Source organism: Leptospira inadai serovar Lyme str. 10, from assembly GCF_000243675.2.
GTDB classification, from domain to species: domain Bacteria; phylum Spirochaetota; class Leptospiria; order Leptospirales; family Leptospiraceae; genus Leptospira_B; species Leptospira_B inadai.
This window is the reverse complement of sequence record NZ_AHMM02000025.1, coordinates 69,395-83,051: the sequence shown is the minus strand read 5'-3', so window position 1 is coordinate 83,051 and position 13,657 is coordinate 69,395. Positions and strand designations below refer to the sequence as shown.

Below are 13,657 nucleotides of genomic sequence, written 5' to 3'. Positions count from 1 at the left end.
CTTCGAATCATTCCATCGATTCGAAGGAGAGCTTTCTCCTTTTCAAGATTCTAATCTAGTAGTTTAGAAAAAAGGAATGCTCTAACGCGATTCGATTGGGAGCTTAGCACGCATCCCCCGCGCCTTTGAGAATGAGTCGTAATGTTCCGTTCCGAAGTTCGTAAAGAGTTTTGATCGAAGAGTCGTACCCGATATCCGTGAAAATAAGTACTGGAACAGGATCTTCTTCCCGATAAACCGCGCCTACAAGATGAAAATAACCGCCGTACGTTCCTAGTTCCTGCGAGAGCGTATCCGAATTTTCGTACGCGATCAAGACTCGATCCGTTCCCGATTTCCTGGCGAGTAAATACAAATATCTTCGTTCCGAGATTCCTTCCGAGAATGCGATTCTGCCCGAGATAAAGGTCTCTTTTTTAGAAGTCTTAAATTCGTACACCTCCTGAATTTTGGATCGAAGCCATTGGGTCTCGGGATAGCCCCGCGCTTTCCAGGTAGTTTCGGCTAAGGATCGAAAGAGTTCATAATCCGCATCCGCCTGCGAGAGTTCATGGAGAGGGATCGAACGGAGCGCCATATCCGCGGAATGTACAAGATAAGAAATTTTCGAATCCAGAACGGACGTCGGTTTTACTTTTATCGCGGGCCATTGTTGGCATCCGTATGTGGTCGGATTCTTAGCGGAAAATCCAGGCCCTTTATTTCCCGAGACCAGAGCCACCGAAGGTAAATTTCCGTCGATGCCGCTTCGGAATTTATAATCGAATTCGTATTCGTCCTTTGCTTCCTGCCAACCGTTCTTACTAAAGAACGCGAGTGGAACAAAAATCGGCAAATCTTTGGGATCATAACCGGACCAGACTAGCCCGATCAGTTTGTACGAATCCAAAGTTTCAGGCGGAGTCGGACCTAAATACTTTCTGGAAACAAAACCGGTTCGTCCATCCTCCAACTTTACTTTCGCCCAATCTTGGGAGGATGGCTCGGATAGGAGTCTTACTTTTGCGCCCTTATTGAGAGTAAATAGAATTTTTCCGGACTCCGGCGATTCTCTCACGTTTAATACGCCTGAAGTGATCAGTACATAGCGGACTTCATCCGCTTCCCCGCCTACGATAGGCATGGCGATGCAGATCAAAATAGCTAGGATAGCTTTCGTGATATCTCTTCTCACTTGGGACAAAGAATCGAAACCAAACGAATCCGCTGCAAATCTTTTTCTATGTTCCTATCTCTTTAATCCTATTTAGATGCAAAACCTGACCTGCAAACCTAAGCGGATCAATATTTTGTATATTGAAGCGGTTTGGTTTAGAACACTAACACCTAATGCCTGGAATATAGTCGTTCGAAAGAGTCCGTGGCGGAGGAGATTGGGTTTGGGATTTGATAAAAGGAAGACATGCCCGGCAAATAGCCGGGCTTTAAACAGCGAAGGATTCGGGATAAATACTAGTCCTGAATCAATCTTTCGATCGTCTTCTCGGAAAGCTGCTTCATCCGGATATCTTTTGCGGAAAGATCCTCTACGGATTTCCGGAAATTCTCCGGGCTCTTCAGCATACCCAACGATAGAACATTTTCGGATTCAACCTCGAATTTTCGAATCGCATCAGTCAGTTCGTCCTTGTTTTTTAGAACCTTATCTTTGACTGCATTCAGGTCGAGGTCCGGATTTTCCACAAGTTCCCGAAAGAGAGGAGTCTCTCCAAAAAGAATATGTATTAGATCTTCTTTCGTAGTGTTTCCTTCATCCAGGATTCCAAGCTTCATCTGCTCCCGAGAAAGTTCTTGCTGCAGACCGGTTAGGGTCTCTTGAACTTTTAGGTAACGGGAAGTCAGGCTGCTGGAAAACTCTGTTTTATCCGCCGTGTTCTGGGTTTCCGAGGGCGTACCGGTCCTTCCTGGAACGGAAGATCTCTTGTCGCGGAGAAGCTTCTCAGCCGAAGAGACCAGATTTGTTAGCTGAACGTCCATGTTCTTTACCCTCCTTTCGGTTCTGCCGGGACTTGCAGGGAGGAATTCGGATTATCTTCCGATTCTTCTTTCCTCCATGCCTTTATGTCTCATCAATGCGGCTTCCCCACAGGCTTATCTGTACTCAATATCGGTAAAACCTTTTCCAACCAATGAATTTTTTTTGTTAAAGAATCAATTTTTGAAAAAAAAATCCGAACGGGGGGCAGAGGACTGAAGACTGAGGACAGATGACAGATGACAGAAGCTGCCCGAAGTCGGAAAAGTATCAGAGGTAGGGGACCGATCTACTCTAACGCAAGAATCTTTCTATAGAGCATGGAAATTTTGCTCATCGATGTTCTGTCCTCAGTCCTCTGTCTTCTGCTGGGCGGCCCCCTTCACTTCGTTCCGGGTCACGCTGCTCCGGGCTCCGCGTTCGCTCCGGTCCCAGCGACTCTTTTCTCTTAATATGAGCCCGTTATCTGCAAGCGCTGCGACTGCTTCGCACCCTACACATCGTTGCCGCTAGCAGAGAAGAGACGCGTTCGCTTTCAGAAGACAGAGGGCAGAAGACTGAAGACAGTAGCTGCTCGAAGTCGGAAAAGTATCAGAGGTAGAGGACTGATCTACTCTAACGCAAGCATCTTCCTCTAGAACGTGGAAACTCCGCTCATCAATGTTCTGTCCTCTGTCTTCTGCCCCTAAATTCTCATTCTTCGATAGATTCCGTAGAGTACGCTTAGGAAGATCGCAGGCGTGACCCATACGGCAAACCATGCCGGGATAACCCCGTTTTCCCCCACCGAAGTGAAGGCGGAGCTCATTACGAAATAGACGAGTATCACGATTAAGGTGACTCCCAAGGAGGCGACTCCCGCGACCCTTTTTGTAAAAAATCCGGCAACGCATCCGACTAACGTAACGATAACCGCCAGAAAGGGGCTGGCAAAAAGGGAATGTTCTTCGATATTGACGTCTCCGTATCCGATTCCTTTTCTGACGCGATTGTCCTTTTCTTCCGAAAGTTCGAATATGTTCATTTCCTTAACGGAACCTTTAGGAACTTTAAAATACTCGGGTTTTTCAGGGAGATAATATTCTTTCTCCGGGAATCGTTCGAAAGATTTCACCTTTAAATCCTCGTCGAACCTGGTCTCTTCCACTTCCGTTAATTTCCATATATCCATCTGCGGATTATATTTAGCTTTTAAGGAAGAAAGTACGTATTCCGGAATCTGATCTCGGGTCAGCTTAACGTAATTAAAACCTCCCTTGATCTCATCCTTGACCGGATCGTAGAAATAAATATAATAAAAGCCTTCCTTACCCTTGAAATGGAATTGGTAGACCATGTTGGTTAATGTTCCGGTTCCCTCGGTAATCATCTTTTGCTCTTCTTTCGCGAGTTTATTCATCGGTCTCACCATGAATTGCGTCCCGAGGAATACGACGAGCCAAAGCAGAAATCCGAACGCTACGATCGGAGCGACGATCCTATGAAAGGAGACTCCCGCGGACATCATCGCTACGATTTCCTTATTGGCCGAAAATTGGCCGATCGTAAACGAAACCGCAAACAGTACGGACATATTGATCGAATAGCTTGCGATGATTTCGGGCAGGCTGTATGCAAGATACAACCAAATATGAAATTTAGGGGCCTTAGTTCCGGAAAAATCTTTTAGATTGGTGTTGACCATATTCAAAAAAATCAACGCGGTAATCATGATACAGGTCCCGGCGAACGTTTTGAAAAACTCGGAAAAGACGTATCTATCTAAAATTCTGGGCGGGAAGAACTCTTCCTTCAGTTTGAATAGAAGTTCTCTAGGTTGAAGTTTAGGAATCTTTAGTTCCATATCTCGGGAATTCCATCTTTACTCAAGCGAGAGAATCTTTCGACATCTTTTGTACGTTTCGATGCTGCCGGAGAACCCTGAATCGGCCTTTTCCCTCGTCTTCTAGTTTGTAAGAAGAGTATTTAATTTCGGTTGACGATATGCCCAAGGACGAGAAGATTCTCGGGTTACAGGAGGAATCCATGAAAATCCGTATTCTCGCCCTAGCCGCTACGTTTACTTTCGTTTTTGCATCATCTCTTTTTGCCGAAAAATCGACCGAAGAGCACATTAAAGCGCTCTCCAGCGGCTCCGACCAAGAAAAGATCGAATCGGCACTATATCTTGGTAGCAAGAAAGAAAAAACCGCAGTACCCGAACTAATCAATCTCCTGAACCGCACAAACGATGCTAAGATCGCAGTCCCGGCCGCCATTGCTCTGGGAGAGATCGCGGAACCCGGCGATGCAACCATCGCTCTCAAGAACAAAATTATCAGTTCTGAAAACGGTGATATCGTCTACACCGCGCTTGCCGGTCTTCTGAACATCACTACTAAAAATGAAAAAGCGGAAGATGCAACCAAGGAAGCCCTCGAATTTGCGGACAAAAATCGTCGTTCGGACGAATTCGTCGCGGATATTCTGAACGTGATTAATAAAAAGCTAAAGCGTTAAGAATTCTTTCGGTTGCTAAGTCCGGAAGAACTCAGCCGCTATTCCCGGAACATCCTGCTCGACGAAGTTCGAAGAGCAGGACAAGAGAAACTTAAGTCTTCTAGAATATGTATCGTCGGAGCCGGAGGTCTTGGGTCTCCCGCTTTGCTATATCTGGCCGCTTCGGGGGTCGGAAATATAAAGATCATCGATTCGGATACGATCGACACGACCAATCTTCAAAGACAAATCGTCTATCGGCATTCCGATATCGGGCGGTCGAAGGCGGAGACCGCTCGACAACATGCACAAGAACTGAATCCGTATATAAGAATTCAGGGTGAAACGATTCGTCTGACCGCAGAGAACGCGGAAGAATCGCTTTCGGGATTCGATTTGGTTTTGGAAGGTTCGGATAATTTCGACACCAAGTTCCTAATTAACGATACTTGCGTTCGTCTAAAAATTCCGCTTATAACCGCCGGTGTATTGCGATTTGAAGGGATGGTTATGGGAATTCGACCGAATCAAGACGCTTGCTTTCGATGCGTCTACGAAGCGGAGCCTCCTGCGGAGGCCGTTCCTTCCTGCTCCGAGGCGGGGGTGATTGGGAGCGTTGCGGGGATCATCGGTAGTATCCAATCCACTGAAGCCGTAAAATTTTTATTAGGTTTTCATAATGCCGGAGAAGACGGATTATTCGGGAATATGATTCAAGTCGAAACCAAAACGATGCAATTCCGAAAAATTCCTCTGCTTCCCAGGCCGGATTGTCCCAGCTGCAGCCATACATAGCGTTTATTAGAAGAAGTCTAGAGTTATCTTCGCTTGCATCCCGATTATTTTTTGAAGTCAAGGGAGTATCCGACTCCGAAAAAGATCGCCGAAGTAGTACTCGCACCTGCATATCCTTGGGTGACCGAGTTCACGATAATTTGTTGTAGCAGCAATTCGCCGGGCGATTCAGGATTATTTTGGGTAATTTCCACTCGAGTGCTTTTGAGAGCATACTGTATTTTGGTGGATTGAAAACCTACCCAGAATCGAATTCCATATTTCCATTTGTATATTAATTTTCCTGAAATTGAAGAACCCTTTGCGGACCACTCGTTCAGGAGTCGAAACGAGTCGAAATAGGAATAAGTATTAGAGCCGGAATTCGAGATCATCGAGTAATTATTAAAATTTCCTTGAGAATCTCCTTTTAAGGAATACGCCTGAATTTCCGTTCTTGCTTCCCATTTCTCTCCTAACTTCGTGTCGAATGCGATTCCGAACGAGGGACCATGAAGATGATCCGCAACGATCATCTCTCTTTTTTCCGTTAAATTGTTGGTTCCGGGAATTGCGGGTGAAAACGCGAATGTGGATGTGTCGGGAGATTTTTGCCAAACGCTTTGATACCCTAGGATCGGTCTCACATCGTACTTCGGATGAGGATAAACGCTGTATGAAATCTGAGCGTAAATTTGTTTGAATGTTTCCGGAAATGTGCCCTGCGCTAAAATCGGTTGGTTTGGCGTACCCGGACCGGCAGAATTTACCGTCCCGGGTGCAGCCTGGGTCACAGTGTTTTGAAAACTAAATCCTCCTGCTTCCAGCACGAATCGATTCAACGAATAGCGTAAAGACACACTCAAAGGAGTTTTCCCTTTTGTTTGGGGAGATCCGAATATCGGGCCTGTTCCGTTATTGGTTAAAGCGACGAAGTTCGAAAACTTTTCGTAATAATCTAAAGTTTGATAATGATAGGATCCTTGTCCAAATCCCGTATAAAATTCCAAACTGTGGCGCTTAGCATCGTCGATTTCCTTCTGTCGTTTTGCCTTTTTCTCTTCCGCAAGCGCGTTTCGCTTGGCGTCTTCGACTAGCTTGGCGGCCGTTTCCTCCTCAAGTTTCCGCGCCGCTTCTAGTTCCTCAGGAGAAGGCTCGACTTTTTCCTCCTGCTTGGGAGGAGGAGGATCCCTGAAACTAATTCTAAGAATCGATGCTTTAATAATTTCTACCACGCTTCCGTCCTGGAGCTTAAGCTGAATAGCCGTCGCAGTCTGATTGATTATTTCTCCTTTCAAAATTTTTCCGTTGCGGAGGAAGACGGATTGCTGTTCCGCAAGTATGAATGTGCAAGGGAGAAGTAAACATAAGCAAATCACTACCTTGGAGCACAATCGTTTCATACGGAGTTTTGTAAATATAGATCATGAATTCGAGCTAAGACAATCGTTTTCTTGCAAACGCTTGAGAGCAGGAACGGAAAGATGAAATGTATCCTAGGAATGTGTGGAAATTTTTTGACAAAAATAAGGAAAATTATTTTACGATATGCTTTCTATAATTGCTGTAGCAATTGTTATAGAACGAAGCGGATCGATTTTTTCGAAATATCTATTCCGATTTTAACGGGAACTATATATTCATTTTTTTTAAACTAGCGATCCTGTTCATCAGGAGCGATTCGTTTTCTAATTTCGTTTCCAGATTGAGAAATAGCCAGCGAGGATCTTTTTTCGTTCCGAAGAAGGGCGTCAATTTCACCGCATCTTTTTCGGTGCAGATTAAGAAATCTTTCTCCTTTGCCTTTCTCGATAATTCCTCGATGTCCTTCCTCGAATACGGGTAATGGTCCGGAAAGCGAATCGGATTTACAATTGCGCCGATCGTCCTTAGGGATTCAAAAAAAGGCTCGGGATTTCCGATACCGGAGAAGGCCAATACGGTTTTATTATGAAGAATGGAATTAGGCTTTCGCTCTTTCCGGTCCGGGTTTCCGATTGCGCTAAACCCGTTCGGAATGAATGAGAATTTTATGATTTCCTTGGGAAGATATTTTCCGCACCATTCTTCCAAATCGTTCCGAAGTCGGTCCTCATACTTGGATGCGACCAAGATATCGGCCCTACTTACGGAGGAATAAGGTTCCCTCAATAAACCGGCCGGTAGTAAAAACCGATCCGTTCGAATTTTTGTACAATCCAGAAGTACTAGTTCCAGGTCCCGAACGATTCGGTGGTGCTGGAATCCGTCGTCTAATATCACAAAAACCTTTCGGTCATCGGTAAGTTGTAGTTCTTTTCGATACAAATCGTAGGAAGAAATTCGATTCTTTCCGGTATAGACTTCGGCGAAGGGCAGGTTTTGTTTCAGGAGAAGCGGCTCGTCTCCGACCTCCTCGGGCAGGGAATTTAACGTAACCCGTTGACTCTCCGACTTTGAGCCTCCGTATCCTCTGCTTAAGATCACCAGAGGAATTTTCGGATAAGCAAGGTGCAGAAGTTTTACGAGATGCAAGGTAAAAGGTGTTTTTCCCGTACCGCCGGTACTGAAATTTCCGACGCTTATCACGATCGCATTCCGCAATTTTTGCGGTTTCTTGCGCTTACGATCTACCAGGAATAATAAGCGATAAACGAAGCTAAGCAGGTAAAGTATCGGAAAACAAATAATCCTGAGAACGAGGGGAAGCATTTCGGTTCTTCGTTTTTAAACCGGGGATTCTGCGAATTGCATTTCGTAGAGTTTCTTATATTTTCCGTCCGTTTGCATCAATTCGGAGTGACTACCGGATTCGACGACGCAACCGTTCTCCATGGCAAATATGGTATCGGCGATTTGCACAGTCGATAAGCGGTGCGCAATTATCACAACGGTCCTGTTTTTATATAGCGATTCCAAAGCTTGTTGAACGACTCTTTCCGATTCCGTGTCCAAGGCCGAGGTGGCTTCGTCTAAAATTAGAATTTCAGGATTATTTAATAAAGCCCTCGCAATCGATATTCTTTGCCTTTGTCCGCCGGAAAGCATGACTCCTCGTTCACCGACGGTCGTTTCGAATCCGTCTTCAAAAGAAAGGATGAACTCGGTCGCGAAGGCTAGGTCGGCCGCCTCTCTTAATTTTTCTTCCGTAACGTTCGAGCTTCCGTAACATATATTCTCCCGAATGCTTCCGTTAAAGAGGAATACTTGCTGGTTTACGATCGAGATTTTCTTGCGCAGGGTCGCTAAATCCAATTTTCTTAAGTCGATGCCGTCCCAGGTAATCTTCCCTTCCGTCGGATCGATCAATCGGGGAATTAAATCCACGATCGTGGATTTTCCCGCACCCGAAGCTCCCACGAGGGCGACTGTTGCTCCTCTCGGAATTACCAAATCCAAGTCGGATATAGCCGGATTTTTTGTACCCGGGTAGGAATAACTGACGTTTTCGAATTTGAGCTCTTTTGCCAGACGTTTCGGTACGATCGGATTTTTGGGCTGTTGAATATCGGTTTCGCTATCGAGTAAGTCAAAGACTCTTTCTCCCGCGGCCACCGCGCTTTGAATCGAGTTGGAGAGCATTCCCATTTGCTTAAAGGGTCGCGTTAGGAAAACTAAGGTAAGGAAGAAGACCATAAACTTTCCGAGCGAGAAATCCTCCTCCTCCATCAGATAGGCTCCAAAACTCAGAAAAATAACGGCAACTATGGAACTGGATAGCTCGACGAGAGAGGGACCGATCTGATGATAGAAATGTCCCTTAAACGTTTTTTCGGATAAATCCTTGTTAATGTCCCAAAATCTAGAAGCTTCCGTCTTCTCCATGGAGAAGGCACGAATAACGCGAATGCCGGAAATGACTTCCTGCAAGTGTCCGTTTAGGGAAGATAATCTTTCCTGTTGATTTCTTGTCGCGCGACGAATCCGATCGGCAAACGCGGAGACAGGACCCATTACCAACGGAACGACGACGATTACCGCTAAGAACATTTTCCAGCTTAAAAAAAGTAAGAAAGCAAGGTGGGTGACGATATAAAAGAAATCGGTAATCGCATCCTTTAAATCCGAACTTATCAGTTTAGCGAGAACCTCCACATCGTTGATGATTCTGCTCATGAAGATACCGGTCTTTTCCTGCACAAATTGATTGAGTGGGAGTTCCTGGGCTTTGGAATACAGCTCTTCGCGAAGATCTCGAACGGCTAAATATCCCGCGGAATTGATGCAATATACGGCTCCGGCAAGAAAGACCAATTTTGCAACGTAAACCGGAAAAATGATCCAGCAAAATAATAGGACCAACTGATCTTTCGATAGGGAATGCAGATATTCGTTGGTTTTAACTTTGGCCGAAGCCAGATATCCTTCGATCTGATCTAAACCGGTTAGAGTTTCTCCGGAGGATTTTCGTTCTAATAACAGTTTATCCTTTTTGGTAAGAGAGATCTCGAATTCGGTTTTGCCTCCTTTTCCGATCGTATCGAAAATAGGGATGATACTAGTCAGGGAAGCCCCGTTTAGAATCGAAACGAGGAAAGATAAGACAATACCGGTCAGTAATCTGTATTTGTACTTGAAGGAATACCCCAAGAGGCGTCTATAGACGTTCATAGGTCCGGAATGTTTTTTCCTCCTCAACCCTTTTCCCTAGCTTTCCTTGTTTTGTCCCTTCTTTTTTACGATTGCGGAAAAGGCATAGATAGGCAGGAAGAACTTATATTCTCATTACCGTCGGAACCTATCTCTTTGGATCCGATTCGATCTACGGACTTATCCTCTCGGACCATTCTCAAGTATCTGTATCCAAGCTTATTTTCCGCGGACCGGCAGGGAAAAATTACGCCGGCTCTGGCAAAATCCTATCGAGTCTTACCGGGCTCTTCCGATGGGACTCGCATTCTCGAGATAACGATTCATCCGAGTAAAGCGGCGGATGGAAAATCGATCGATGCGAATGTCGTACTCGCTTCCCTAAATCGTTTGCGAAACATTTCCGGGCCTAAGCGAAGTGCTTATTCCTTTTTAACGGGAGGAGGGATAAAGAATTCGCATACGGTGAGTTTATCTTTCAGAGGAGGTTTAAGGGAGGCACTCGAGAAACTGGCGCTTCCGCAGGCTGCGATTTATTGCGGTCCTCCGGAGAAAGGGTGCGGCGATTTTTCGTTAAAAGAATGGAAACGAAATAATTTTTTACGTTTAACCGCAAATGATAATCGCAGCACGGCGATTGCGCCTGAACTTTTATTCAGGATTCTTCCTCAAGCGACTACCGGGATCTTTCTGTATACGAAAGGGCAACTCGACTTAATGCGTCTTCCGAATTTCCTGCTCAGAAACGGAAACGTTAAAGAAGATTCGATCTTGGTTCGAAAGGGTGGAGGAGTTCAGTATATTGCGATTAACGGAAAAGAACCTTGTTTTGATCGAAATTTCAGGAAAGCGATAAATTACGCGATCGATAAGAGAACGATTTTGAAAGTCCTGTTGGAAGGAAAGGGAGAAGTCTCGATAGGCCCGTTTCCACGATCGATCGCTAAGGAATTTCTCGGCTCGGATATTGAAGAATTATATCCTTATAATATTCAAAAAGCTAAATATTTTTTGGAAAAATCCGCCTGTTATCCCGAAATTCTGGAAAAAGAGCTCGATTTTCGGATGCGCGGAGACGAGGAAAATCAAGCGAACGGTTCTGCGCTTGCGCGCTATCTTCGCGATATCGGGTTGAAAGTGAAAATTCATCCGATGGAAAAAGCGCCCTTATATAAGGAAAACGGGGAAGGAAAGGGAGACTTGACGCTTCTTTTTTGGTACGCGGACCTTCCCCTAGCCTGGAATTTTATAGATCCTCTTTTTGCCGGCGATCGTTTCGGAAACGGCGGAAACCGATCCTTTTATTTCAATAAAGAAATGGAGGATTTATTAACCGAAGTGAGGCGGGCAGACACGATGAATCTCGCAAGTTTCGATAGAAAGGCGCTGGCGATCGTGGGCGAGGACGCGCCTTGGATTTTTCTCTGGTCTCCCTATGAGCTTTATCTAACCGGAGATCGCATTCGGAAACTCACGGATCGTCTGTCCGATCTTCCTTAGCCTCGGGCATTTCCAACTCTACGGAATCTTCACCGGATAGGGCTTCGCTTGAATGAGTACCGGTAATTTCTCCGCCTTCCTTTATCGGAATTGCGGCAGTCGAAGCGGGCTGATCCCCGATATAGAAATATTGTCCATGCAAAGGATGAAGACAATCGGCCTCTCCCGCGAGTAAACCGCCGGTATCAGCGCAAATATCCACCTTCACAAAATCACCGTTAAACGGTGGAATTAAAGTTTCGCCGAAACCGATCGTGCGAGCTACATAAGAAACGTATTTATACCAAACCGAGCCGCTGATTCCGGAGCCGGATCCCGGAAAGGGAGCGCCGGCATCGTTTCCGATCCAAACGGTCGTGACTAAATTCGGATTCACTCCTGCAAACCATGCATCCCGAACTCCTTTGCGATTCCCCCAGCGCTTTCTTGCCTCTTTTGGAGATTGAACCGTGCCCGTTTTTCCTCCCATCGGAAACCGATCCTCTCCTTTAAGGCCGATTTTCATCGTTCCTTCTTCCGAAACGACCGCCTCCAATAGATTCAAAACCATTGCGCAGGCTACGGGATCGAGTATTTGTTCGGCCTCGCTTGCATTCACCGGGGGGATGGAAAAAAGTTCCGATCCTTCATAATCGGTTATCCGTAAGATCTCGATCGGCTTCACTTTTTTACCGAGGTTGGCGATGGTCGCATAAATGGTCGCGAGTTCCTTGGGAGAAAGCTCCCCCGAGCCTAACGCGAGCGATAAATTCGGTTGAAAACGTTTATCCAATTCGGATTTATCCAAACTTAGAATTTTTCCGAGAGTTTCCAAAAAGATTCCCACACCGACTTCGTTTAATAATTTTACGGCAACGGTGTTCACCGATTGGGCAAACGCCACTCTCGCCTGCATTTCTCCTCTGTATCCGGCATACCAATTTTTCGGAGAGTAGCCTCTTATCTTGATTTCTTCGTCCGTTACGACGGATGTCGGAGTGATAACCCTTTTTTCGAATGCAAGTAGATATACTAAAGCCTTGATTACCGAACCCGGCTGCCGAACCGCGGAGACTGCACGATTCATTCTGAAGATATTCGATATTTTATAACTACCGACCAAGGCTTCGACATAACCGTTGGACGGATTGATGGAAATCAAACTTCCGTTCATATTCTCCACGATTTTCTTTTGTATCGCGGCCTCCTCGTTTTTACCGGCTTTTAAATATGCGGCTTTTTCATCGGAGAGTTTTTTTCGAACTCCTTCGATTCCTTCGCGCAGGGCTTTTTCGGCGGCTTCCTGCTTATCGTAGTCCAATGTCGTATAGACGTTTAATCCTCTCGTTTCGAGATCCATCTCCGAAAAATTCTCTATCACGAACTGACGAACGCTAAAATTGAAATCGGGGGCAAGATTGATATTAAAGTCTTTATCGAAGCCGTATTTGCCGATTTCGGAAGTTACGCTTAGTTTATCATCTTCCTCTTTCGTCTCTTCCACTTTATAGAAAGTCTTAAATTTTCTGATATTTGAATCTATTTTTCGTTCGAAGTCCTTTTCGATCGCGTTTGGATTCGGGTGTAAGGATTTATTTTCCGCCATTAAAAACAGTACCATACGTTGACGCTTAAACGCTATTTTCGGATTTCTAACGGCATTATAGTTGGAAGGCGCGGGAATCGTTCCGACAAGGAGCGCCGCCTCCGCGGGTGTGAGTTCATATGCGGGTTTGTTAAAGTAGTATCGCGATGCTTCCTCGACTCCCGTATTCCCCTCTCCTAAAAAGATTCGATTCAAATACATCGCGAGAATCGTTTTTTTATCGAAGCGATTCTCGAGATAGAAAGTACAATAAAATTCGGTGAGCTTATTGAATATATTTCTAGCTCCCAGATCCAGAGTGAGTTTGGCCAACTGCTGGGTGATCGTCGAGCCGCCTTGCTTGCGGAACGTAGTCAGATTCACGATGATGGCCCGTATCAAAGAGGTATAATTGACGCCTCCATGATCGTAAAAATCCTGGTCTTCCGAACTCAAAAGAGCCCATATTATATTTCCATGATTATTAAGGTTGTCGGTTCGGATCGGTTTAAATTTTCTACGGGAGAATTCTCCGATCAACTTGCCGTTTTTATCCAGAATCCGAATCGGCTTACTTTGATTCGGGTCGTACGCGTTAGAGACTTCCTTTTGGAACGTTTCCAAGTTACGAATCACGTCGTCTTGCTTGGTCAACCAGACGACGTAAGATCCGCCGATCAAAAATGCGGCGATAATAAGCCCGATGACGGTCCCGTATTTTAGGATGGATTTCCAATTCTCTTTCGCGGAATTTAATAAAGAGGAAATTGTCCGGAATATGCGTTCTTTGTTCATGG

The 13,657-nt window shown here is 45.4% G+C and carries 10 protein-coding genes; 3 read left to right on the top strand and 7 right to left on the bottom strand.

What is annotated here, in order from left to right:
* Nucleotides 1-103 precede the first annotated feature (103 nt).
* From LEP1GSC047_RS16135 to LEP1GSC047_RS16120, 3 genes are all read right to left on the bottom strand, one after another.
* Nucleotides 104-1,183: an SH3 domain-containing protein gene (locus LEP1GSC047_RS16135; RefSeq protein WP_010417395.1), complete on the bottom strand. Its 1,080-nt coding sequence runs from the start codon at nucleotides 1,181-1,183 to the stop codon at nucleotides 104-106.
* A 269-nt stretch (nucleotides 1,184-1,452) separates the two neighbouring features.
* Nucleotides 1,453-1,977 (bottom strand): LIC10415 family protein, encoded by a 525-nt coding sequence (locus tag LEP1GSC047_RS16130; protein ID WP_010417397.1) that lies wholly within the window; start codon nucleotides 1,975-1,977, stop codon nucleotides 1,453-1,455.
* 683 nt (nucleotides 1,978-2,660) lie between these two features.
* The gene (locus tag LEP1GSC047_RS16120) at nucleotides 2,661-3,818 is read right to left on the bottom strand and encodes an LptF/LptG family permease (RefSeq protein WP_010417409.1); all 1,158 of its coding nucleotides are present in this window, start codon (nucleotides 3,816-3,818) and stop codon (nucleotides 2,661-2,663) included.
* Between the two features lie 182 nt (nucleotides 3,819-4,000).
* On the opposite strand from LEP1GSC047_RS16120, the gene LEP1GSC047_RS16115 reads away from it, so the two are divergent.
* A complete protein-coding gene (locus LEP1GSC047_RS16115; RefSeq protein ID WP_010417413.1) occupies nucleotides 4,001-4,474 on the top strand; it encodes a hypothetical protein in 474 nt (157 codons plus the stop codon).
* Nucleotides 4,475-4,486: 12 nt separating this feature from the next.
* Nucleotides 4,487-5,248, top strand: a complete 762-nt coding sequence (locus tag LEP1GSC047_RS16110; protein WP_010417415.1) for a HesA/MoeB/ThiF family protein — start codon at nucleotides 4,487-4,489, stop codon at nucleotides 5,246-5,248.
* 44 nt (nucleotides 5,249-5,292) lie between these two features.
* Here the strand turns inward: LEP1GSC047_RS16110 and LEP1GSC047_RS16105 are convergent, their stop codons facing one another.
* The 3 genes from LEP1GSC047_RS16105 to LEP1GSC047_RS16095 all read right to left on the bottom strand — a co-directional run bounded on the left by LEP1GSC047_RS16105 (nucleotide 5,293) and on the right by LEP1GSC047_RS16095 (nucleotide 9,817).
* Nucleotides 5,293-6,630: an LA_0442/LA_0875 N-terminal domain-containing protein gene (locus tag LEP1GSC047_RS16105; RefSeq protein ID WP_068872762.1), complete on the bottom strand. Its 1,338-nt coding sequence runs from the start codon at nucleotides 6,628-6,630 to the stop codon at nucleotides 5,293-5,295.
* A 229-nt stretch (nucleotides 6,631-6,859) separates the two neighbouring features.
* Nucleotides 6,860-7,918, bottom strand: coding sequence for a tetraacyldisaccharide 4'-kinase (gene lpxK, locus LEP1GSC047_RS16100; protein WP_010417419.1), 1,059 nt, complete (start codon nucleotides 7,916-7,918; stop codon nucleotides 6,860-6,862).
* Nucleotides 7,919-7,933: 15 nt separating this feature from the next.
* Complete coding sequence (locus tag LEP1GSC047_RS16095) at nucleotides 7,934-9,817, bottom strand: ABC transporter ATP-binding protein (protein WP_020989206.1); 1,884 nt, start codon at nucleotides 9,815-9,817, stop codon at nucleotides 7,934-7,936.
* A gap of 9 nt (nucleotides 9,818-9,826) precedes the next feature.
* Between LEP1GSC047_RS16095 and LEP1GSC047_RS16090 the strand changes: the two genes are divergently transcribed.
* The gene (locus LEP1GSC047_RS16090; protein ID WP_010417423.1) at nucleotides 9,827-11,296 is read left to right on the top strand and encodes an ABC transporter substrate-binding protein; all 1,470 of its coding nucleotides are present in this window, start codon (nucleotides 9,827-9,829) and stop codon (nucleotides 11,294-11,296) included.
* Here the strand turns inward: LEP1GSC047_RS16090 and LEP1GSC047_RS16085 are convergent.
* On the bottom strand, nucleotides 11,268-13,655 hold the full coding sequence (locus LEP1GSC047_RS16085; protein ID WP_010417425.1) for a transglycosylase domain-containing protein: 2,388 nt from the start codon (nucleotides 13,653-13,655) through the stop codon (nucleotides 11,268-11,270). The two genes, LEP1GSC047_RS16090 and LEP1GSC047_RS16085, sit on opposite strands and share 29 nt — an antisense overlap.
* Nucleotides 13,656-13,657 lie beyond the last annotated feature (2 nt).

What these genes read in the sequence shown, in the direction of transcription:
- LEP1GSC047_RS16130 (WP_010417397.1), bottom strand. Translation starts at nt 1,977, where the DNA reads ATGGACGTTCAGCTAACAAATCTGGTCTCTTCGGCTGAGAAGCTTCTC.
- LEP1GSC047_RS16120 (WP_010417409.1), bottom strand. Translation starts at nt 3,818, where the DNA reads ATGGAACTAAAGATTCCTAAACTTCAACCTAGAGAACTTCTATTCAAA.
- LEP1GSC047_RS16115 (WP_010417413.1), top strand. Translation starts at nt 4,001, where the DNA reads ATGAAAATCCGTATTCTCGCCCTAGCCGCTACGTTTACTTTCGTTTTT.
- LEP1GSC047_RS16105 (WP_068872762.1), bottom strand. Translation starts at nt 6,630, where the DNA reads ATGAAACGATTGTGCTCCAAGGTAGTGATTTGCTTATGTTTACTTCTC.
- lpxK (WP_010417419.1), bottom strand. Translation starts at nt 7,918, where the DNA reads ATGCTTCCCCTCGTTCTCAGGATTATTTGTTTTCCGATACTTTACCTG.
- LEP1GSC047_RS16095 (WP_020989206.1), bottom strand. Translation starts at nt 9,817, where the DNA reads ATGAACGTCTATAGACGCCTCTTGGGGTATTCCTTCAAGTACAAATAC.
- LEP1GSC047_RS16090 (WP_010417423.1), top strand. Translation starts at nt 9,827, where the DNA reads ATGTTTTTTCCTCCTCAACCCTTTTCCCTAGCTTTCCTTGTTTTGTCC.
- LEP1GSC047_RS16085 (WP_010417425.1), bottom strand. Translation starts at nt 13,655, where the DNA reads ATGAACAAAGAACGCATATTCCGGACAATTTCCTCTTTATTAAATTCC.